Source organism: Crossiella sp. CA-258035 (assembly GCF_030064675.1).
In the GTDB taxonomy this organism is placed as follows: domain Bacteria; phylum Actinomycetota; class Actinomycetes; order Mycobacteriales; family Pseudonocardiaceae; genus Crossiella.
The window spans coordinates 4,463,114-4,481,775 of sequence record NZ_CP116413.1 but is presented as its reverse complement, the minus strand read 5'-3'; the positions used below and the strand labels follow the sequence as shown (position 1 = coordinate 4,481,775).

At 71.2% G+C, this 18,662-nt stretch carries 17 protein-coding genes; 5 read left to right on the top strand and 12 right to left on the bottom strand.

Annotated elements, in window-relative coordinates; all coding sequences use genetic code 11:
* The first annotated feature begins 21 nt into the window (after nucleotides 1-21).
* Genes N8J89_RS20335 through N8J89_RS20325 form a run of 3 tightly spaced genes read left to right on the top strand, consistent with a single transcriptional unit; the run spans nucleotide 22 to nucleotide 2,712 of the window.
* Nucleotides 22-954 (top strand): aromatase/cyclase, encoded by a 933-nt coding sequence (locus N8J89_RS20335; RefSeq protein ID WP_283665960.1) that lies wholly within the window; start codon nucleotides 22-24, stop codon nucleotides 952-954.
* Entirely contained in the window at nucleotides 947-2,431 is a 1,485-nt protein-coding gene (locus N8J89_RS20330; protein WP_283665959.1) for a class I adenylate-forming enzyme family protein, read from the top strand. Before N8J89_RS20335 ends, N8J89_RS20330 begins: the two co-directional genes overlap by 8 nt.
* Nucleotides 2,425-2,712 carry an antibiotic biosynthesis monooxygenase family protein gene (locus tag N8J89_RS20325; RefSeq protein WP_283665958.1) on the top strand — a complete coding sequence of 96 codons (288 nt, stop codon included), beginning with the start codon at nucleotides 2,425-2,427 and terminating at the stop codon, nucleotides 2,710-2,712. Before N8J89_RS20330 ends, N8J89_RS20325 begins: the two co-directional genes overlap by 7 nt.
* A 41-nt stretch (nucleotides 2,713-2,753) precedes the next feature.
* Here the strand turns inward: N8J89_RS20325 and N8J89_RS20320 are convergent, their stop codons facing one another.
* The 4 genes from N8J89_RS20320 to N8J89_RS20305 all read right to left on the bottom strand — a co-directional run bounded on the left by N8J89_RS20320 (nucleotide 2,754) and on the right by N8J89_RS20305 (nucleotide 7,601).
* Nucleotides 2,754-3,944, bottom strand: coding sequence for a nucleotide disphospho-sugar-binding domain-containing protein (locus tag N8J89_RS20320; protein ID WP_283665957.1), 1,191 nt, complete (start codon nucleotides 3,942-3,944; stop codon nucleotides 2,754-2,756).
* Nucleotides 3,941-5,140, bottom strand: a complete 1,200-nt coding sequence (locus N8J89_RS20315; protein WP_283665956.1) for a nucleotide disphospho-sugar-binding domain-containing protein — start codon at nucleotides 5,138-5,140, stop codon at nucleotides 3,941-3,943. Before N8J89_RS20315 ends, N8J89_RS20320 begins: the two co-directional genes overlap by 4 nt.
* Nucleotides 5,137-6,363 carry a nucleotide disphospho-sugar-binding domain-containing protein gene (locus N8J89_RS20310; protein ID WP_283665955.1) on the bottom strand — a complete coding sequence of 409 codons (1,227 nt, stop codon included), beginning with the start codon at nucleotides 6,361-6,363 and terminating at the stop codon, nucleotides 5,137-5,139. The genes N8J89_RS20315 and N8J89_RS20310 overlap by 4 nt, the downstream gene beginning before the upstream one ends.
* Nucleotides 6,364-6,455: 92 nt before the next feature.
* Nucleotides 6,456-7,601, bottom strand: a complete 1,146-nt coding sequence (locus tag N8J89_RS20305) for a nucleotide disphospho-sugar-binding domain-containing protein (RefSeq protein ID WP_283665954.1) — start codon at nucleotides 7,599-7,601, stop codon at nucleotides 6,456-6,458.
* Nucleotides 7,602-7,729: 128 nt separating this feature from the next.
* Between N8J89_RS20305 and N8J89_RS20300 the strand changes: the two genes are divergently transcribed.
* Together N8J89_RS20300 and N8J89_RS20295 are read left to right on the top strand one after the other, a co-directional pair.
* A complete protein-coding gene (locus N8J89_RS20300; protein WP_283665953.1) occupies nucleotides 7,730-8,782 on the top strand; it encodes a methyltransferase in 1,053 nt (350 codons plus the stop codon).
* Complete coding sequence (locus tag N8J89_RS20295) at nucleotides 8,779-10,269, top strand: FAD-dependent monooxygenase (protein ID WP_283665952.1); 1,491 nt, start codon at nucleotides 8,779-8,781, stop codon at nucleotides 10,267-10,269. Before N8J89_RS20300 ends, N8J89_RS20295 begins: the two co-directional genes overlap by 4 nt.
* A 54-nt stretch (nucleotides 10,270-10,323) precedes the next feature.
* On the opposite strand, the gene rffA is transcribed toward N8J89_RS20295, so the two are convergent.
* The 8 genes from rffA to N8J89_RS20255 form a co-directional block, all read right to left on the bottom strand.
* Nucleotides 10,324-11,475 (bottom strand): dTDP-4-amino-4,6-dideoxygalactose transaminase, encoded by a 1,152-nt coding sequence (gene rffA / locus N8J89_RS20290; protein WP_283665951.1) that lies wholly within the window; start codon nucleotides 11,473-11,475, stop codon nucleotides 10,324-10,326.
* A gap of 1 nt (nucleotide 11,476) precedes the next feature.
* Nucleotides 11,477-11,743 carry an acyl carrier protein gene (locus tag N8J89_RS20285; protein ID WP_283665950.1) on the bottom strand — a complete coding sequence of 89 codons (267 nt, stop codon included), beginning with the start codon at nucleotides 11,741-11,743 and terminating at the stop codon, nucleotides 11,477-11,479.
* The gene (locus N8J89_RS20280) at nucleotides 11,740-12,966 is read right to left on the bottom strand and encodes a ketosynthase chain-length factor (protein WP_283665949.1); all 1,227 of its coding nucleotides are present in this window, start codon (nucleotides 12,964-12,966) and stop codon (nucleotides 11,740-11,742) included. Before N8J89_RS20280 ends, N8J89_RS20285 begins: the two co-directional genes overlap by 4 nt.
* A gap of 11 nt (nucleotides 12,967-12,977) precedes the next feature.
* Nucleotides 12,978-14,246 carry a beta-ketoacyl-[acyl-carrier-protein] synthase family protein gene (locus N8J89_RS20275; RefSeq protein WP_283665948.1) on the bottom strand — a complete coding sequence of 423 codons (1,269 nt, stop codon included), beginning with the start codon at nucleotides 14,244-14,246 and terminating at the stop codon, nucleotides 12,978-12,980.
* Nucleotides 14,247-14,339: 93 nt separating this feature from the next.
* Nucleotides 14,340-15,320, bottom strand: a complete 981-nt coding sequence (locus N8J89_RS20270) for an NAD-dependent epimerase/dehydratase family protein (RefSeq protein ID WP_283665947.1) — start codon at nucleotides 15,318-15,320, stop codon at nucleotides 14,340-14,342.
* Entirely contained in the window at nucleotides 15,320-16,240 is a 921-nt protein-coding gene (locus N8J89_RS20265; protein ID WP_283665946.1) for a putative sugar O-methyltransferase, read from the bottom strand. Before N8J89_RS20265 ends, N8J89_RS20270 begins: the two co-directional genes overlap by 1 nt.
* Nucleotides 16,241-16,361: 121 nt before the next feature.
* On the bottom strand, nucleotides 16,362-17,906 hold the full coding sequence (locus N8J89_RS20260) for an acyl-CoA carboxylase subunit beta (RefSeq protein WP_283666205.1): 1,545 nt from the start codon (nucleotides 17,904-17,906) through the stop codon (nucleotides 16,362-16,364).
* A 164-nt stretch (nucleotides 17,907-18,070) separates the two neighbouring features.
* A complete protein-coding gene (locus N8J89_RS20255) occupies nucleotides 18,071-18,628 on the bottom strand; it encodes a dTDP-4-dehydrorhamnose 3,5-epimerase family protein (protein ID WP_283665945.1) in 558 nt (185 codons plus the stop codon).
* Nucleotides 18,629-18,662 lie beyond the last annotated feature (34 nt).

Here is an 18,662-nt window from a genome sequence, read left to right as displayed (position 1 = left end):
CGACCCGGAAGGCGTATCACCATGCCGAAGTCAAGGACCGTCGTCCAGGCGGTCACCATCGCGGCGCCCGCGGCGACCGTCTACGACCTGATCAGCGACGTCGAGCGGTGGCCGCAGTTCCACCCGCCCGCCGTGCACGCCGAGTACCTGGAGCGCGGCGAGGGCGCCGATCTCGTGCAGCAGTGGACCCTTGACGGCCTGAGCGCCGTGCGGACCCGGCGTACCCGGCGCACGCTCGACCGGTCCGGGCTGCGCATCACGTTCGACCATGAAGACCCCCGGCCGCCCGCTGAACAGGTATCCGGCGGCTGGTTCCTCGAGGAGTCCGCCGCGGAGCGCACCACCGTGGAGATGCGCCACGAACTGACGGTCACCGGCGAGGCCGCCGAGCTGGTCGCCGCGGTCGAGAAGGGCACCGCCGCCTACCTCGCGACGCTGAAGGACGCCGCGGAACGGGTGAAGGAGCTCGAGCAGCTGGTCATCTCGTTCGAGGATCCGCTGTTCATCGCCGGGCGCATCGAGGACGTCTACCGGGTGCTGTACGAGGCGGACAAGTGGCCCGAGCGGATGGCGCACGTCAAGCGGCTGGACATGACCGAGGACGAGCCGAACGTGCAGTTCTTCGACATGGACACGCACACCCCCGACGGCGTCCCGCACACCACGCGCTCGGTACGGCTCTGCTTCCCGCACCACCGGATCGTCTACAAGCAGATCCGGCTGCCCGGGTTGCTCGACGCGCACCTGGGGCACTGGAAGTTCACCGAGACGCCGGAGGGCGTGATCGCCAGCGCGCGCCACGCCGCCACGATCAAGCCGTCCGCGCTGTCCCTGCTCGGCGAGGGCACCACTGTGCCGGACGCCCGGCGGTACCTGCGCCGCGTGCTCAGCACGAACAGCCTCAGCAACTTGCACATCGCCAAGCGGTACGCCGAGGAACGCGCGAATGGCTGAGCACCTGGGCCGGATGCTGCGCCGCACCGCGGAGCGGTATCCGGACCACATCGCCATCCGAACTGACCGGGTCGAGCTCACCTTCACCGAGCTCGACCGGCGGGTGACCCGGTGCGCGCGGGAGCTCACCCGGCTGGCCGGCGGTCGCGGGCACGTCATCGGCGTCGCCGCCGTCCTGGACCCCGCGTTCGCCATCGCCTACTACGCGGTCGTCCGCAGCGGCAACGTCGTCGCGATCGTCAACCCGCTGCTGCGCGAGGACGGGCTGCGCGCCACCGTGGGCGCCTCGGGAGCACGGTTGCTGCTCGCCTGCGGTGAGGTTGCCGCCCGCGCCCGGGCCTCGTCGGCCGTGGAGCACGTCGCCGACCTGGACGCGGTCACCGCCGCGGACGGGTCCGAGGACGGCTCGGCCGGACCGGACGACGCCGGTGACCCGGACGACGCCGCGTGCATCCAGTTCACCAGTGGCACCACGGGCCGGCCGAAGGCGGTGGTGCTGAGCCATCGCAACCTGGTCGTCAACGCCGCGCAGATCGCCGAGGCACACGAGCTGGACGAGCATGCGATCTCGCTCAACCACCTGCCGACGTACCATCCGATGCACCTGAACTCCGCCGTGCACGCCGGCGCCCTCCAGGTGCTGTGCACGAGCCCGTCCAGCGCGGACGCGATCGACCTGGCCAACCGCAACGAGGCCACCCACTACTACAGCCTGCCGGTACGGCTGGCGCGCCTGGCCGCCGATCCCGGGCTGCCGGACCTGCGGCTGCGGACGGTGGGACGCGTGCTCTCCGGCGGCTCGGCGCTGCCCGTGCCCGCCGCCCGCACGCTGTCCGAGCACTTCGGGATCCCGGTGCTGCAGGGGTACGGACTGGCGGAGACGTCGCCGCTCACCCACGTCGACAGCCCGCAACACCCGAGGATCGGGTCGGTGGGCCAGCCGGTCAGCGGCACCGAGTGCCGGGTGACCGACCTCGCGACCGGCCAGCCGCTGCCGGCAGGCGAGCGCGGCGAGGTGCAGGTGCGCGGCCCCCAGCTGATGAGGGGCTATCTCGGGGAGCCGCCGCTGGAGCCGGGAGCGTGGTTCGCCACCGGCGACGTAGGCAGGATCGACGAGGACGGCTACCTGTTCCTGGTCGACCGGCTCAAGGACGTGTTCAAGTGCGACAACTGGCTGGTCGCCCCGAGTGAGATCGAAGAGGTGCTGCTGGCCGTGCCCGGCGTCGCGGACGCCGCCGTGGTCGATGCTCCCGACCCGTTCAGCGGCGCCGTGGCACATGCGTTCATCGTCGTGCGCGACGGCGCGGACCCGACCGCCATCCAGACGTCCGTCAACGCACGGATGCCCTACTACCAGCACATCCGCGACACAACCGTGGTGGAGCGGATCCCGCGGTCCGGCATCGGCAAGATCCAGCGCCGGGAGCTGCGGGAACGACTGCGTCCCATCCCCGAGGAGGAGGCACTGCCGTGGTAACCCTGATCAACAAGTTCCAGGTGTCCGAGGGCCGGAACGACGAGTTCGAACGCGTCCTGGCCGGCATCACCGAGTACATGAGCAGCCAGCCCGGCTTCCTCGGCCACAAGCTGTACCGGTCGTTGCGCAACCCGGGTGTGTACGTCGAGACGGCCCAGTGGAAGGACGCGGAGTCGCACCGCAGCGCCATGCAGGCGGAGGCCTTCCGCAGCCAGGTGCAGCAGCTCGGTGGCGTTGCGAAGCCCGACCCGGACGTGTTCGAGACGATCGACGAGCTCTGAGGTGGTGTGCGGGGGCCGGAACCGTCCGGCCCCCGCACCGCTCAGGCGCTGCCGACGAGCCCGGCCAGCATCCGCGCGGTGTCCAGCGGGGACGGCTGCGCGAGGATCTCCTGCCGCAGGCGTTCCGCGGCCTCCCGGCAGGACTGGTCGGCGAGCAGCTTCGCCACCTGCTCTCGGATGGCGGGCACGTCCGCATCGTCGACCCCGACCGCGACACCCGCTCCGGACCCGGCGATCGCCTGCGCGACGTCGATCTGCTCGGACAGGTACGGCAGGACTAACTGGGGGACGCCCGCCGCGGCCGCGGTCATCATCGTCGACCCGCCGCCCTGGTGGATCAGCAGGTCGCTGCCGGGCAACAGCAGGTGCAGGGGCATGTTCTCCACCAGCCGCACGCCGTCGGGCACGTCCCCCACCAGTTTCCGCTGCTCCGGCCCGATGGTCACCAGGACCTCCAGGTCCGCGGTCGCGAGCGCGCGGATGACGTCGGGGACGAGGAAACGGCCGCTGTCGGCGAACCAGTTCGACGACGTGCCCCAGGTGACGCAGACCCGGGGACGCGCGGGCCGTTCCAGCAACCAGGCGGGCATCCGGGCAGGCCCGTTGTACGGCACGAAGCGCATTTCCCGGCGCGAGGCAGTCGGCGCCGGCAGAACGCTCGGCGGGAACGGGTTGACCGTCACGTCGGCCGGGTCTCCGTTGATCACGACGTCGTGCGCGGCGAACTGCTCGGGGTAGCCGGGAAGCGAGAACAGCACCTCGCCGTCGACCGAACCGAGCACGTCCACAGTGGACAGCACACGTACCGCGGGAACGCCGACCACGTGGGCCGCGGCAAGGCCGCCGGCGCACAGCGCGTCGCTGATGACCAGGTCGGGGCGCCACGCCCGGGCGAACGCGACGATGTCGTCAGTCGCCGAGAACGCTACCCCGTACCACGCGGAGAGGACCTCGGCCGCGTGGCTGTCGTCCAGCATCCGGTCGAGGCTTTCGTAGGTGTCCGGCCGCTCGTGCAGCGGGTCCTCGTGCTGCGAGGCGCGCTGCCGGATCCCCATGAAGTCCAGCTCCGGGCCGAGTGCCACGGCCGGCAGCCCGGCCTGGAGGATCGCGGCCGTCCCGGACGGCGGGCTGGACACCCGGACCTCGTGACCGGACACCCGCAGCGCCCACGCCAGTGGTGCGACCATGTAGAAGTGCGTCCGCCAGCCGGGAGTCACGATCAGGACCTTCATCCGGCACTCCTCCCGCACAGGTCCTCCAGCATGCTGACGGTCTCGGCCAGGCTCGGCTGCCGCGTCATCTCGTCCCGGACCCGCTCGGCCGCGCGCCGGTAGGACGGGTCGCCCAGCAGGCTGCCGACGGCCCGGCCGTGCGTCTCCGCGTCGATCTTCTCCACGTGCAGGCAGATCCCGGCGCCCGTCGAGGCGTAGGCCTCCCCGTCGTTGACCTGCTCGGGAAGGTAGGCGACGCACAGCTGCGGCACCGCGTAACGGGCCCCGGTCAGGATCGACGCCGAGCCGCCCTGGTTGATCAGCACCGCGGTCGTCGGCATGAGCAGGTGCAGCGGCAGCCCCTCGAGCACCCGTACCCCGGGAGGCGTCTCGCCGAGGAAGCGGCGTTGCCCGGCGCCGAGCGTCACGATGATCTCCACGTCCAGCTCGCCGAGCGCCTCCACGATCTCGGGGACGAGGAACTTGCTCTCCCCTGCCGACCACGCCGACGTGGTGCCCCAGGTGACGCAGACGCGCGGCCGGGTCGGTGGTTCCCGCAGCCATCGCGGCACCGTCGCGGTGCCGTTGTACGGCACGAAACGGATCTGCCGGCGGGACGGCGCCGGAGGGTGCTGCATGCTCGGCGGGCACGGGTCCAGCGTGAGGTGCGCCGGGTCGCCGGCGAGCGCGACACCGTACTGCGCGAAGTGCTCGCGGAAGCCGGGCAGGATGTCCAGCAGCCCTTCGCCGTCGACGGAGCCGAGGATGTCGGTGGCCAGCAGATGACGGATCGCCGGCACGCCGACGACGTGCGCGGCGACCAGGCCGCCGATCGACATGGTGTCCGCGATGACGAGGTCGGGCCGCCAGCGGCGGGCCAGGCGCACCAGGTCCTCGGTCGCGGCGAAGGACGCGTCCTGCCACTGGCCCAGGACGCCGCCGTCGCCGCCGTCGCTTGCGAACCGCTCCGTCAGCTCCTCGAAGGTCTCCGGCCGCTCGTCGGAAAGCTCGTGCGGCAGGGTCTGCCGACGGAGTTCCATGAAGTCGATGTCCCGTCCGACCCGTACGGCGGGCAGGCCGGCACCGGTGACGGTGGCGACCCCCGATGGCGGCACGGCCACCCGGACCTCGTGCCCGCGGACCCGGAACGCCCAGGCCAACGGCGCCACGAGGTAGAAGTGGGTGGGCCAGCCCGAGGTGACGAACAGGACCTTCACCGGGTACCCCCCAGGCACAGCTTCTCCAGGTCCGGGACGACCTGGTCGGGCGTGGGCCGGGCGAGGACCTCCGCCTGGATCCGCTGTGCCGCCTCGCGGTAGGACGGGTCGTTGAGCATCGTCTCCACCTCCGCCCGGATGGTGAGCTCGGGCGAGGAGTCGCGGGAGATGCGGCCGTACGGCAGGTGTCGTCCGGCGCCCACGGCCGCGAGCCGCTCGCCGTGCAGCTCGGGTTCGGGACGGCGGGTGATGGCCAGTTGCGGGACCCCGAACGCGGTTGCGGTCATCACGGTCCCCGAGCCCCCGTGGTGCACGATCACGTCACAGGTGTCGAGCAGCATGTGCAGCGGCACGGACAGCGCGGGCCGCACGTTCGCCGGCAGGTCGCCGAGCACCTCGAGCTGGGCGGCGGTGGTCACCACCAGCACCTCGGCGTCGAGATCGGCGAGCGCGCGCACCGTCTTGCCGAACATCTCCAGGCCGTCCGGGCCGAGCAACCGCAGCGTGGTCTCGCCCCAGGTGACGCAGACCCGCCGCCGGGCCGGCTTGTCCAGCGCCCAGTCCGGCATCGTCCCTGGTCCGTTGTAGGGGATGTAGCGCACCGGCAGGCACGGGAACGACGTGGGGATGCGCAGGCTCTCCGGGCACATGTCGATCCAGAGCGAGGGCGACCTGACCGGCGCGCCGAAACGTTCGAAGAGCGCGACGTACCCGGGCAGTGGCTCGGAGCCGAGCCTGCGCATCTCGACGCGGTGCAGCCCGGGGCCGCCCCAGTGGTGGCTGACGCTGGGGACGCCGAGGACCGCGGCGGCGACGGGCCCGGCGAAGCTCACCGTGTTGTGCACGACCAGGTCGGGCCGCCAGGCGCGGGAGAAGTCCACGAGGTCGTCCACCATCGCGCCGGCCATGGCGAACTGCAGTCCCGCGAGGCGCTCGAGCAGCTGCAGCCGCTCCTCGCCGAGCAGGCTCGGATTGTTGGTCCAGCCGGTGGGCCAGCCGCTTTCCTCGTGCCAGTTCGCCAGCCGGGGGCCGGCCGACATGCGGGCCAGGTCGACCTCCGTGCCGACGTTCACCGCGGGCAGGCCCGACCCGGTGATCGTGGACTCCAGGGCCGGGGTGCTGGCCACGACCACTTCGTGCCCCGCCGCCCGGAAGGCCCAGGCGAGCGGGACCATCGTGTAGTGATGTGACGCCCACGGGAAGGTGGTGAACAACACGCGCATGACCTAGGCCCCACTCCGCATCGGTGGCTTCTTGCACTTGACGCCACGCTGACATCCGGCGGTGGAACGCTGGTCCAGCAGGACTCGAAGGCTCATGGGCGGGTCGCGGCGAGGCGTTCCAGGACCGGCACCACGTCGGCCGGGGCCGGCTGAGCGGCGATCTCCGCGGCGAGCACGCGGGCCGCTTTGCGGTGGACCGGCACGTGCAGCAGGGCCTCCACGCTCGAGCGCACCTGCGCGGCGGTGAGTGTGTAGGGGTCGAGCCAGCGTCCGGCCGAGAGGCCCGTGATCATCTCCGCGTACGCGAGGTCGTAACCGGCCGCGGGCAGCACCAGTTGCGGCAACCCGTAGTAGAGCGAGGTCAGCAGGCTGCCCAGCCCGCCGTGGTGGATGGCCACCGCACAGGTGGGGAACACCAGCTGCAACGGCAGCCATCCCATCACCCGTACCCCGTCCGGCAGGTCGCCCAGCTCGGCCAGCAGGTCGTCGTTGCCGCCCACCACGACCTCCGCGCGCAGGCCGGCCAGCGCCACCAGGACGTCCTTCAGCATCCCGAGATCCGAGCCGGCTGAGGCGAAGGTGCTGACGGTGACGCAGATGCGCGGGGAACGCGGCGGCCGGAGCAGCCACGGCGGCACGGCCGCGCATCCGTTGTACGGGATGTAGCGCATGGCATGCGTTCCCGCGTTGTTCTCCGTGCGGAGGCTCGGCGGGCGGTTGTCCAGCACCAGCGCGGGAAGCGGCGCCCCGGTGAGGCCGAGGTGCTCGCGTTCGGGCGCGAGCTCGTCCGCGGCCGCGGGCAGGAAGGCAGGATCGAGCGGCACTCCCCACTCGTAGGTCACCCACGGGATTCCGTGGGCGGCGGCCGCCATCGGGCCTGCGAACTCGCAGGGGTCGCTGATCACGAGGTCGGGCCGCCAGGCCCGGACCAGGGCGATGGTGTCGTCGGTCGCTGCGGCGGACACGCGGGCGAACCCGCGGGCGGCCCGCTGTGCCGCGCGCTGGAGGTCGGCCGTCCACTCCACCGGCCTGCCCGCCCGGTCGACGGCCATCGCTTGCGAGATGGACATCGGCGGGGTGTGCTCCACGACGGGCAGGCCGGCGCCGAGGACCGGGTCCGCGAACCCCTGCTGCACCGCCGTCAGGACGTCGTGGCCCTCCGCCCGCAACGCCCACGCCAGCGGTGCCAGCAGGTAGAGATGACTCAGCATCGGGGCCGTCGTCAGCAGAATCCGCATGCGCTGATCGTGCTGTCCCCCATTCGACTTCTGGTGGACCGGCGACATCGCTGCTCTATCGTCGCTCGAGCCCGCATCAAGTCCTGGGTGTGATCGTGGAGAGCCGGACATCGACCTAAGGGGCCTCAATGCTGGGAACCAGTCCCAACTTTTCGGAGAAGGCTCTCGCCGCCGATCCTGTGGCTGTCGCGCGGGCCATCAATGAGCTCAACGTCGTGTACTGCAAATCGCGGATCCTGCACAGTGCCGTGGAGCTCGGGCTCTTCTCCTATCTGGGCGAACGTCAGGCCACGGCCGAGGAGATCTTCGCCGACCTCGGTCTGCAGCCCGCACTGGCACAGGACTTCCTCGACGCGCTCACGGGATTGGGGCTTCTCGACCGGGTCGCCGGGAAATACCGCAACAGCGCCGGCGCCGCCGAATACCTGGTGCCGGGCAAACCGACGTTCATCGGCGGTGCCGTGCGCAGTCACGGCTCCATTCATTTCGGGCTGTGGGGCAGGCTGACCGACGCGCTGCGCGACGGGCGCGCGCAGTCCGGGCTGCTCGCCAACTCGTTCAAGAAGCCCTATGACGATCCCGAGCACGTCCGCCGGCTCATGGACCACATGGACGCGTTCAACAACTTCGTGAACTACTGGCTCGACAGCGCCGTGGACTGGAAGCGGTACTCCTCGTTCGTGGACTTCGGCGGCGCGCGTGGCAACACCGCCGTCCACCTGGTCAGAACCTTCCCCCACCTCACCGGCACGGTGTTCGACCTGCCGCAGGTCGAACCGCTGTTCGACGAGCACGTGGCGGCCTACGGCGCCGCGGACCGGGTCCGGTTCCACGCCGGCGACTTCTACACCGACGCACTGCCGCAGACCGATGTCGCGATCATCGGGCACACGCTGCACGACTGGCCGGCCGATGACCGCCGGCGCCTGATCGCTCGGCTCGGCGAGGCGGTCCGGCCGGGCGGCGCGCTGATCGTCTACGACGCGATGATCGACGACGAGCGCGCCGATCCGGACTCGCTCGTGCAGAGCCTGCGCTGCCGGATGATCCGCGAGGGCGGCTCGGAGTACACCGCGGCGGAGGCCGGCTCGTGGGCGGAGAACGCCGGGTTCGAGGTGGCTGACGTGATCCACGCCGACACGATCACCAACGACCGGATCCTGGTGGCAGTGAAGCGATGACCGACGCCGACGTGGTGGTAGTGGGTGGCGGGCCGGTCGGCCTGATGACCGCCTGCGAACTGGCGCTGGGCGGGGTGCGCCCGGTCATCCTCGAACGGCTGGCGGAGCCGACCGGTCACGACCGGGCCGGTGTGCTGCACACCAGGACCGTCGAGACGCTCGCCGCGCGCGGCCTGTTCGCGCGCTTCCGCGAGGGCAACGACATCACTGAGGGCTTGCCGTTCGCCGGCATCTTCTCCACCGGCATCGTCCACGAGCACCTCGACACGCGGCACAAGTTCTCGCTGCTGGTCCCCCAGTCGCAGACGGAGCGGCTGCTCACCGACCGCGCCGCCGAGCTCGGCGTCGAGATCCGCCGGGGCCACGAGGTGACGGGTCTGGCGCAGAACGCGGACGAGGTGACGGCGGAGGTCACCGGGCCCGACGGCACATACCAGTTCCGCGGCCGGTACCTGGTGGGCTGCGATGGAGGGCGCAGCAGCGTCCGCCGCCTCGCGGACATGGGGTTCCGCGGCGTCGAGGCCAGCGTGAGCGCCCTGATCGGCTACGCGACCTGCCAGGAGAAGAACCTGCCGATGAAGTGGGAGCGGGCCAAGGGCGGCATCATCGTGCTCGGTTTCCCTCCGGAGGGTGGGATCGGCCGGGTGGTGACCATGGAGTACAACCGGCCCGACGTCGACCGGGACGCGCCCGCGACGCTGACCGAGCTGCGGGAGGCGGTGCACCGGGTGACCGGGCGCGAGGTGCCGCTCACCGAGCCGGTGCTGTGGCTGTCGCGGTTCAGCGACCGCAGCGGCCACGCCGAGCACTACCGCAGAGGACGGGTGTTCGTGGCCGGCGACGCCAGTCACGTGCACTTCCCGATCGGCGGCCAGGGCCTCAACACGGGGCTGCAGGACGCGGTCAACCTGGGGTGGAAGCTGGCCGGGCGGATCCACGGCTGGGCGTCGGAGGCAGTGCTCGACTCCTACCAGCGTGAGCGCCAGCCGGTCGCGCAGCGGGTGCTCATGAACACCCGGGCACAGCTGGCACTGATGAACCCGGACGAGCAGCACACCACCCCGTTGCGGACGCTGGTCGAGGAGCTGCTCGGCATCGAGGAGGTCAACCGGCACCTGATCGCCATGATCACCGGCACCGACATCCGGTACGACCTCGGTGAGACCGCACCGGACCACCCGCTCGCCGGACGTTTCGCCCCCGACCTGCCGCTCAAGACCGCGGACGGCGAGGTCCTCGTGTCCCGTCTGCTCTCCAGCGGCCGGGGCGTCCTGCTGGACCTGGCCGGCCGCGAGGACCTGCGCCCGCTCGCACAGGACCGGCAGGACCGCGTCGAGGTGGTCGCCGCGCACACCGACGAACCGGCCCCCGCGGCGGCGCTGCTCATCCGGCCGGACGGCTACTGCGCCTGGGCGACCGACAGCCGCGAGCGGTCGGTGGACGACCGCGACGCCCTGCGCGAGGCGATCGTGCACTGGTTCGGCTAGCCAGAAGAGGGCGGGGAGCGGACGTCGTCTGCTCCCCGCCCTCTTCTGTGCTGGTCAGCTGACCACGAAATCGGTGATGGCCGCCACCACGCGCGCGGCCTCGGCGTCGGTCATGTTGGAGTACAGCGGCAGGCGTACCAGCTGGTCGGCGACCCGGGTGGAGATGGGACAGCCCTCGGGAGCGCACCGCCCGAAACGCTCGCCGGCCGGCGCCTGGTGCAGCGGCTGGTAGTGGAACGTCGCCTTGATCCCCTGGCGCGCGAGGTGCTCGAGGAACGCCTTGCGCACCGTCTGGTCGGGCAACAGCAGGTAGTAGATGTGCCCCGAGTGCAGGCAGTCCGCCGGCACCGTGGGCCGCACCACGCCGTTGTCCCCGGCCCAGACGGCGAGTCCCTCGTGGTAGGCGTTCCACACGGCGTGCCGGCGCGCCTGGATCGTCGGCAGCGCTTCCAGTTGCGCGCTGAGGAAAGCGGCGAGCAGATCGGAGAGCAGGTAGCTCGAGCCGAGGCTCACCCACCGGTACTTGTCCACCTTCCGGCGGAAGTACTCGTTGCGGTTGGTCCCCTTGTCACGGATCATCTCGGCCCGCTCGACCAGATCGGGATTGTTGATCAGCAGGGCGCCGCCCTCGCCGCAGTGGACGTTCTTGGTCGAGTGGAAGCTCTGCGCGGCCAGCGCGCCGAACGAGCCCAGCGGCCGGCCCCGGTAGGCACCGGCCAGCCCGTGCGCGTTGTCCTCGATCACGCTGATCCCGTGCCGGTCGGCAATGCGTTGGATCTCCTCCATCGCGCAGCCCACCCCGGCGTAGTGCACGACCACGATGGCCCTCGTCCGTTCCGTGACCGCCGCCTCGATGAGCCGCTCGTCGATGTTGAGCGTGTCCGCGCGGCAGTCGACGAAGACCGGAACCGCTCCCCGCAGCGCGAAGGCGTTCGCCGTCGACGGGAACGTGAACGACGGCATGATCACTTCATCGCCCGGGTTCAGGTCGAGCAACAGCGCCGCCAGCTCCAGCGCGTGCGTGCACGACGTCGTCAGCAAGACGTGCTGGGCCTTCGTCAGACCGGCGAGCAGCTCACCGGCCTGTCTGGTGAACTGGCCGTCGCCGTCCATGACGCCCGTGCTCATCGCCTCGGTGACGTAGGCCATCTCTCGACCCAGCATGCCGGCCCGGTTGAAGGGGACGTGGAGTTCCGTCGGAGTCATGTCATCCACCGGTGCCGGTCGACGAGCGGCTCTCGTTGACGAGTGCGAGGAAGTCCCTTGGCGTCATGGCCTCGGTGACCTCCTCGTCCGGCAGGCGGATGCCGAGGTCGCGTTCCAGCTTGGCCGCGGTCTCCAGCCGCGCGAGGGAGTCGTAGCCGAGGTCGTCGAAGCTGCGGTCCTGGATGTCCCCGTCGAGGTCCACACCCTCGCCGTCACCCGCGCAGTCGCGCATGACCTCCATGAGCCGTCGAAGCGTCAGCTCGCTCATCTCACCGCCACCTTCCTTGTCGTCGGCTCGTTCTGACAGACCATCGCGGCGTTGAACCCCCCGTGGCCACGGGCGAGCACCAGCGCGATGGACAGCGGCGCCGGCCGCGGCAGGAGCACGAGGTCCAGCTCGTAGCCGGGCACCGGACTTGACACGTTCGCGGTCGGGGGGATCACGTTTTCGTTCATCGCGAGGAGCGCGGTGGCCAGGTCGAGCGCGGCACCGCCCGCCCCGAGCCGGCCAGTCATCGTCTTCGGCGCGGTCACCGGGACGCCGTGCGGGCCGAAGACGTCCCGGATCGCCCGGGCCTCGATCCGGTCCAGCTCCGGGACGCCGGCCGCGTCGGCGAAGACCACGTCGACCTGGTCCGGCGTCACGGACGCGTCCGCCAGCGCCAGCTCCACGGCGCGGCGCAGCGTCGGCGGGCGGTCCGAGCCCGGTGCCGGGTCGAAGGTCGCCGCGTAGCCGAGGATCCGCCCATACCAGCGGCTGACGCCGCGGGCCCGCGCCGCCTCGGCCGACTCCAGCACCAGCAGGGCGCCGCCCTCACCGGGCACCTGGCCGTTCGCGGCGGCGTCGAACGGCAGGTACGCGGCCGCCGGCTCGGCCGAGGTGCTGAGCCGCCCTCCTGCTTGCTGGGCGACCCACCCCCACGGGCAGGGCGAGCCGTCCACGCCGCCGGCGATCATCATCGAGGCGCCCTGCCGGAGGTTCCGGCGGGCCTGGGCAACAACGTCCAGCCCGCCGGCATGGTCGGTCACCAGCACGCCGCCGGGCCCTCGGGTGCCGTGCCGGATCGAGATCTGCCCGGTGTTCACCGCGTAGAACCACGCGAACGACTGGTACGCGCTCACGTGCTGCGGCCCGAGACTCCACAGCTTCTCCAGCTCCCGCTGGCCGAACTCGAATCCCCCGGCAGTGCTCGCGGTGACGACGCCGACGCCGTACTCAGGCATCGACCGCAGGTCGACCCCGGCGTCCTCGAACGCCCGGTCCGCGGCTACCAGCGCGAGCCGCGTCATGTGGTCAGACTGCGGGAGCAGGCGACTCGGCAGGTGGTCCTGGGCGCGGAAATCGCTGATCTCCCCGGCTATCCGGCTCGAGTACGGCGCCGGATCGAACCTGCTGATCCGGCGCAGCGCGCTCTCCCCGCGCACGGTGCTCCCCCAGTGCGTGGCAGCGTCCATACCGGTCGGCGCGACGACCCCGATCCCGGTGACCACCGGCGCCTCGGTCACAGGACCGCCTCCGCGACGTCGGTGAGCACCATCGCGCTCTGGAAACCCCCGAAGCCGCTGCCGACGGTCAGCACCGTGTCCGTTCGCTGCTCCCGCGCGACGAGCGGCACGTAGTCCAGATCGCACTCCGGATCCGGGTGGTGCAGGTTGGCGGTGGGCGGCACCACGTTGTGCTTGATGGCCAGCGCGCAGGCGGCGATCTCAAGGGAGCCGATGGCGCCCAGCGAGTGCCCGATCATCGACTTGATCCCGCTGATCGGCACCCGGTAGGCCTGCTCGCCGAAACTGCGCTTGAACGCCGCCGTCTCGTGCCGGTCGTTCTGCTTCGTGCCCGAGCCGTGCGCGTTGATGTAGTCAACCTGCGCGGGCGTCCGGCCGGCCTGCGCCAGCGCCGCGTCGATGGCCACCGACATCTCCCGGCCGTCGGGTCGCAGCCCGGTCATGTGGAAGGCGTTGGACCGCGAGGCGAACCCGGCGATCTCCGCGTAGATGTGCGCACCGCGCCGGATCGCATGATCCAGCTCCTCCACCACGAAGACAGCCGCCCCCTCGCCCAGGACGAACCCGTTGCGCGTCCGGTCGAACGGCCGGGACGCGTGCGAGGGATCGTCGTTGCGCGGGGAGGTCGCCTTGATCGCGTCGAAGCACGCGACCGTGATGGGCGAGATGGGCGCGTCCGTGGCGCCGGTCAGCATCACGTCAGCCGCGCCCTCCCGGATCAGCGTGGCCGCGTGCCCGACCGCGTCCAGGCCCGAGGTGCAGCCGGTCGAGATCAGCGCGGCCGGGCCCTCCGCGCCGGCCTCCCAGGCCACCTCGGCCGCGATGGAGCTCGGCACGAAGTAGTTGTAGAGGTGCCGGACCGCGTAGTCCTCGTCCACCAGCCACCTGCGGCCGCCGTCACTGACCACGACGTACTCCTCCTCAAGGCCCATGGTGCAGCCGACCGCGCTGCCGATGGACACCCCGATGCGGGCGGGGTCGAGGTCCCCGATGACCAGCCCGCTGTCCGCCAGGCACTCCCGCGCGCTCACCACGGCGAGTTGCGCGGCGCGGTCCATGCGGAGGATCTGCTGCGGGGAGAGGCCTTCGCGCGCGGGATCGAAGTCGCACTCCGCGGCGATCTGCGATCGGAAGGGCGACGGGTCGAAGAAGCTGATCGTCCGGGTCGCGGTCCGTCCTCCGGAGATGAGATCCCAGAAGCGTTTGGTGCCGGTCGCGCCAGGGGCCACGATGCCGATTGCGGTCACTACCGCCCGTCTTGTCATAGAGATCCCTCTGTGTGGGCCTGCCGCCATGTCCACCACCGAAGCGGGGAAACGCCTCGCACTCACGGTGCATTGGGCCTCTCGTGATCCGCTCTACTCTCGATGGATCGCCGATGCCGTCCCGTTCAAGGCATGCACGCCGACGGATGCCAGCAGGTCGCGGAGCGACTCCTCCAGGCTCCGGCGCGGCGACCAGCCGAGGAGCCGCCGGGCCGCGGTGATGTCCAGCCGCTGCCAGGGCGCGTCCGCCCGCGCCCGCGGCCTGCCTGCCTCCTCCACCACGCGCAGCGAACGGCCACTGAGAGCGATCATGAGATCGACCAGCTCGCGCACCTGCACGGCACGTCCGGCGCCGACGTTGATCGTCGCACCGGCCACGGCGCTGGAGGGCGCCCGCGCCGCGGCGACCACCGCCCGCGCGGCGTCCCGGACGTCCACCACATCGCGGTAGGCCCGCAGCGGCGCCAGCCGAACCTCCGGCCGTCCCGCGGCGAGGTGGTCGGCGACGATCCCGCTGAGGCCGGCCCGTGAGGCGCCGGGGCCGCATGCCACGGACAGCCGCAGCACCACCGCCTCCAGACCGTGCTCCGCGGCGGCGCGCAGCACCGTGCGGGTGCCCAGCAGCTTCGAACGGCCGTAGGGACTGGTGGGCGCGGGCGGATGGTCCTCCCGGGTCGACGTGCCGTACGGGGCGGGCCCGTACTCGTAGGCGGTGCCGAGCTGAACGAGCCGCGGCCGCCGCGCCGCGCCCCGCGCGGCCTCGGCCATCAGCGCGACCACGCCCGCGTTGGCCGCGGTCAGCTGCTCCTCGGAGCCGCCCCACACGATTCCGGCCGCGTTCACCAGGATCTCCGCGTCCTGCTCATCGAGCAGCCCGGTCAGCGCGCGTGGCCCGTCGAGCGCCAGGTCGAGACGGGCCGTGCTGGAGTCGTCGTCGAGGCTGGGCCGAGCCGACCTGACAACGCGCACCACCCGCGCGCCCGCCGCGCTCATTGCCGCGCAGACGTGCCGGCCGACGAACCCGGACCCGCCGAGCACCACGGCCGTGCGCCCTCGCAGTTCCCGCTCCGGCATCACGGCGCGGTGTCGCCCTTGCGGTAGACGGCCTGCCAGAAGTAGCTCCACGGCTCGGCCCGCGCGTCGGCCAGGCAGGTCCAGTCGCCGGCCGGCCGGTAGGTGTCGACGTAGCCGGGCGCCCGGGACGCCACGGCTCGGTTGTCGTAGATGTCCACGACCTCGCGGAGCGGCCCCACCTCGAGGGCGTACCGGACAGCCTCGTCGCCCTTCCAGTGACCGTCGAGGCGCTTGTCGAAGAACTTGCCGACCGGGTTCTTCACGTAGAACGCGGCGCAGGTGCCGGCGATCAGGTCCAGGTAGGCGCGCACGGTCTCCGGCATCATCTCGGTGAAGGAGTGGATGTTGACGCACAGGTCGAACCGCATCGGCGCGAGCGTGCTCGCCGGGTCCTCGGTGTCCACGTCCACGAACCGGACCTTGGCGAACTGGGCGTCGTCCAGCACCTCGCGCAAGTACCGGCGGCTCAGCCGGAGCGTGTTGCCCAGGTCCACGATGCAGTAACTCGACACGTCGTGGTTGGAGAGAATCGCGTGGCAGGTACGCCCGTAACCGGCCCCCACTTCGAGCACGTCCGCGTTCCGCAGGTCGACGTGCGGCTCGATGAACTCGAGCTCGAGCGCGGCCTGCAGGTAGTCGAGGCACACCGGGCGGCCGTCGATGCGTACCGTGATCGGGTTTCCCACCTCCCGGTTGCGGATCGGCTCGATCCGGGCCCACTGGGCCGGGGTCAGCTCCGATGCCAGGTGGTACAGCATCGCCTTGAAGTACCTGACACCGTTGGCGGCCGGATCCCAGAGCGCGAGGTTGAAGTTCCGGCGGTCCGACTTGAAGTCGGTCAGGTCGACCGCCGCGTCCTCCGTCACCCAGAACTCGTTGATGCGCTGCCACATCCGGCTGGCCTGGAAGGTGTGGGTCATCGTCGTTTCCCTTCGTGTGCGGGTGCGTGGAGGGTCGGTGGCCTCGCTGGAGCCTCGCTCGACACGGCGGTCTCATCGGCGCCAGGCGTGCCGCGAGCGATCTCGAACCCGGGAACGGATGTCACTGCGGCTGGTTCCCGTGCTTGCGCGCGGGAACGCCGCGGTGCTTGGTGCGCAGCATGGTCAGCGCGCTGATCAGGGCCGCGCGGGTGTCCGCCGGATCGATGATGTCGTCAACCAGCCCACACTCCGCGGCGTAGAAGGGGTGCATGAGCGCCTCCTGGTACTCGGCGATGCGCTGTCCGCGGACCTTCTCGGGATCCGCGGCCGACGCGATCTCCCGGCGGAAGATCACACTGGCTGCCGCGTCGGCCCCCATGACCGCTATCTCGCAGGTCGGCCAGGCCAGCGATATGTCCGAGCCGATCGCCTGGGAGTCCATGACGATGTAGGCCCCGCCGTAGGCCTTGCGCAGGACCAGCTGGACCCGGGGCACGCTCGCGTTGCAGTACGCGTACAGCAGCTTGGCGCCGTGCCGGACGATCCCGCCGTGCTCCTGGTCGACGCCGGGCAGGAAGCCGGGCACGTCCACCAGCGTCACCAAGGGGATGTTGAAGGCGTCACAGGTCTGCACGAACCGTGCGGCCTTCTCCGACGCGTGGATGTCGAGCGCGCCCGCCAGGTGGCTCGGCTGGTTGGCGACGATGCCGACGACCTGCCCACCGAGGCGCGCCAGCGCACAGATGATGTTGCGCGCCCACCGCTCGTGGATTTCGAGGAACTCGCCGTGGTCAACGATCTCCGTCAACACCTGGTACATGTCGTACGACTGGCGGGGTTCTGCCGGCACCAGGTCGAGCAGGCGCTCGGTACGCCGCTGCGGCGGGTCGTCCGCCGGGCCGTCTGGCGGAAGCTCCCGGTTGTTCGCCGGCAGCAGCGACAGCAGGTAGCGGACGTCGGCCAGGCAGTCCGCCTCGGAGTCGTGGACGAACGCCGCCACCCCGGACAACTCGCCGTGCACATCGGCGCCACCGAGCGCGTCATGGGTGATCACCTCGCCGGTGACCGCGTGCACCACGTCCGGGCCGGTGAGGAACATCTGGGAGATGTCGCGGACCATGAAGACGAAATCAGTGAGCGCCGGCGAGTAGGCCGCACCTCCGGCGCACGGGCCTACCATCACGCTGATCTGCGGTAGCACTCCGGAGCAGCGCACGTTGCGCTGGAAGAGGCCGCCGTACCCGGCCAGCGCGGTCACGCCCTCCTGGATCCGGGCGCCCGCACCGTCGCAGAGGCCGACGATCGGCGCGCCCACGCTCTCCGCCAGGTCCATCACCTTGTGGATCTTCTGGGCGTGCGCCTCGCCGAGCGCGCCACCGAAGATCCGGAAGTCGTGCGCGTAGGCGAAGACCGTCCGCCCGTAGACTTCGCCCCACCCGGTGACCACGCCGTCGGTGGGCGGGCGCCGGTCCTCCAGCCCGAAGCCGGTGGCGCGATGCCGCCGCCACGGCTCGACCTCGGTGAACGTTCCGTCGTCGAAGAGCAGCGCCAGCCGGTCCCGGACGGTCAGCTTGCCTCGCGACCGCTGCGCCTGGGTCGCGGCCGGTCCGGGGCCCTCGCGCAGCCGCTCCCGCAGGCGCGCCAGGTCCGCCACCCGGTCCCGCATCTGCTTCGGCGCTCCGGCGCGCGGGACGGTCAGTCTTCCGTTCTCGATGACGCTCATCTGTTCTCCCGACTGCCGACCGGCACCGCCGAAGGGTGGCCGATGACGCTCGAGCCGCACTTCACCGCAACTCGAATCCATCTGGCGGCGTCGCCGGGCCCGCGGGGTCAGCCCAACGCGTCCGCCAGCAGCGGCAGCCCGGCGTCCTTCGCGGACAGCTTCGACCTGTCGGCAGGGTCGATCAGGACCGGCCACTCGATCCCCAGCGCCGGATCCAGCGCGTGCACCGCGACACCGCCGATGCCCGGCACCCATTCCCGGTCGAAGGCGTACAGGTACTCGATCGGCTCCGGCCCGACCGCCTGGTAGCCGTTGCACACGCCGGGCGGCACCAGCACCTGCACCCCGGGCGTCAGCGACACCGTCACGACGCGGCCGCGCACCGGCGAGTCCACCCGCAGGTCGACGTACGCGCCCAACGCCGCACCCGACACGACGCCGATCAGCTTGGTCATCGCTTCGCCGTGCAAGCCGCGCAGCGCGCCCGGGGACGTGCGCGTGACGTTGATTTGCTGCCAAGGCCCCGCGTGCAGGCCGGCATCGGTCATGGCGGAGGCGCGGAAGAACTCTCGAACCGTTCCGCGTTCGTCGGCGGCCTGCCGCGTCTGCAGCACGGTCAGGCCGGGGATCGCACAGCTTCGCACAGTGAAAGGCACCATCTGCATGCCGGCATGATGCGCGTGCTCTATCGATTTTCTA

What these genes read in the sequence shown, in the direction of transcription:
- N8J89_RS20295 (WP_283665952.1), top strand. Translation starts at nt 8,779, where the DNA reads ATGACCGACGCCGACGTGGTGGTAGTGGGTGGCGGGCCGGTCGGCCTG.
- N8J89_RS20285 (WP_283665950.1), bottom strand. Translation starts at nt 11,743, where the DNA reads ATGAGCGAGCTGACGCTTCGACGGCTCATGGAGGTCATGCGCGACTGC.
- N8J89_RS20275 (WP_283665948.1), bottom strand. Translation starts at nt 14,246, where the DNA reads ATGACAAGACGGGCGGTAGTGACCGCAATCGGCATCGTGGCCCCTGGC.
- N8J89_RS20300 (WP_283665953.1), top strand. Translation starts at nt 7,730, where the DNA reads ATGCTGGGAACCAGTCCCAACTTTTCGGAGAAGGCTCTCGCCGCCGAT.
- N8J89_RS20310 (WP_283665955.1), bottom strand. Translation starts at nt 6,363, where the DNA reads ATGCGCGTGTTGTTCACCACCTTCCCGTGGGCGTCACATCACTACACG.
- N8J89_RS20265 (WP_283665946.1), bottom strand. Translation starts at nt 16,240, where the DNA reads ATGACCCACACCTTCCAGGCCAGCCGGATGTGGCAGCGCATCAACGAG.
- rffA (WP_283665951.1), bottom strand. Translation starts at nt 11,475, where the DNA reads ATGACTCCGACGGAACTCCACGTCCCCTTCAACCGGGCCGGCATGCTG.
- N8J89_RS20320 (WP_283665957.1), bottom strand. Translation starts at nt 3,944, where the DNA reads ATGAAGGTCCTGATCGTGACTCCCGGCTGGCGGACGCACTTCTACATG.
- N8J89_RS20305 (WP_283665954.1), bottom strand. Translation starts at nt 7,601, where the DNA reads ATGCGGATTCTGCTGACGACGGCCCCGATGCTGAGTCATCTCTACCTG.
- N8J89_RS20330 (WP_283665959.1), top strand. Translation starts at nt 947, where the DNA reads ATGGCTGAGCACCTGGGCCGGATGCTGCGCCGCACCGCGGAGCGGTAT.
- N8J89_RS20270 (WP_283665947.1), bottom strand. Translation starts at nt 15,320, where the DNA reads ATGCCGGAGCGGGAACTGCGAGGGCGCACGGCCGTGGTGCTCGGCGGG.
- N8J89_RS20260 (WP_283666205.1), bottom strand. Translation starts at nt 17,906, where the DNA reads ATGCGGGACCGGGTGGCGGACCTGGCGCGCCTGCGGGAGCGGCTGCGC.
- N8J89_RS20255 (WP_283665945.1), bottom strand. Translation starts at nt 18,628, where the DNA reads ATGCAGATGGTGCCTTTCACTGTGCGAAGCTGTGCGATCCCCGGCCTG.
- N8J89_RS20335 (WP_283665960.1), top strand. Translation starts at nt 22, where the DNA reads ATGCCGAAGTCAAGGACCGTCGTCCAGGCGGTCACCATCGCGGCGCCC.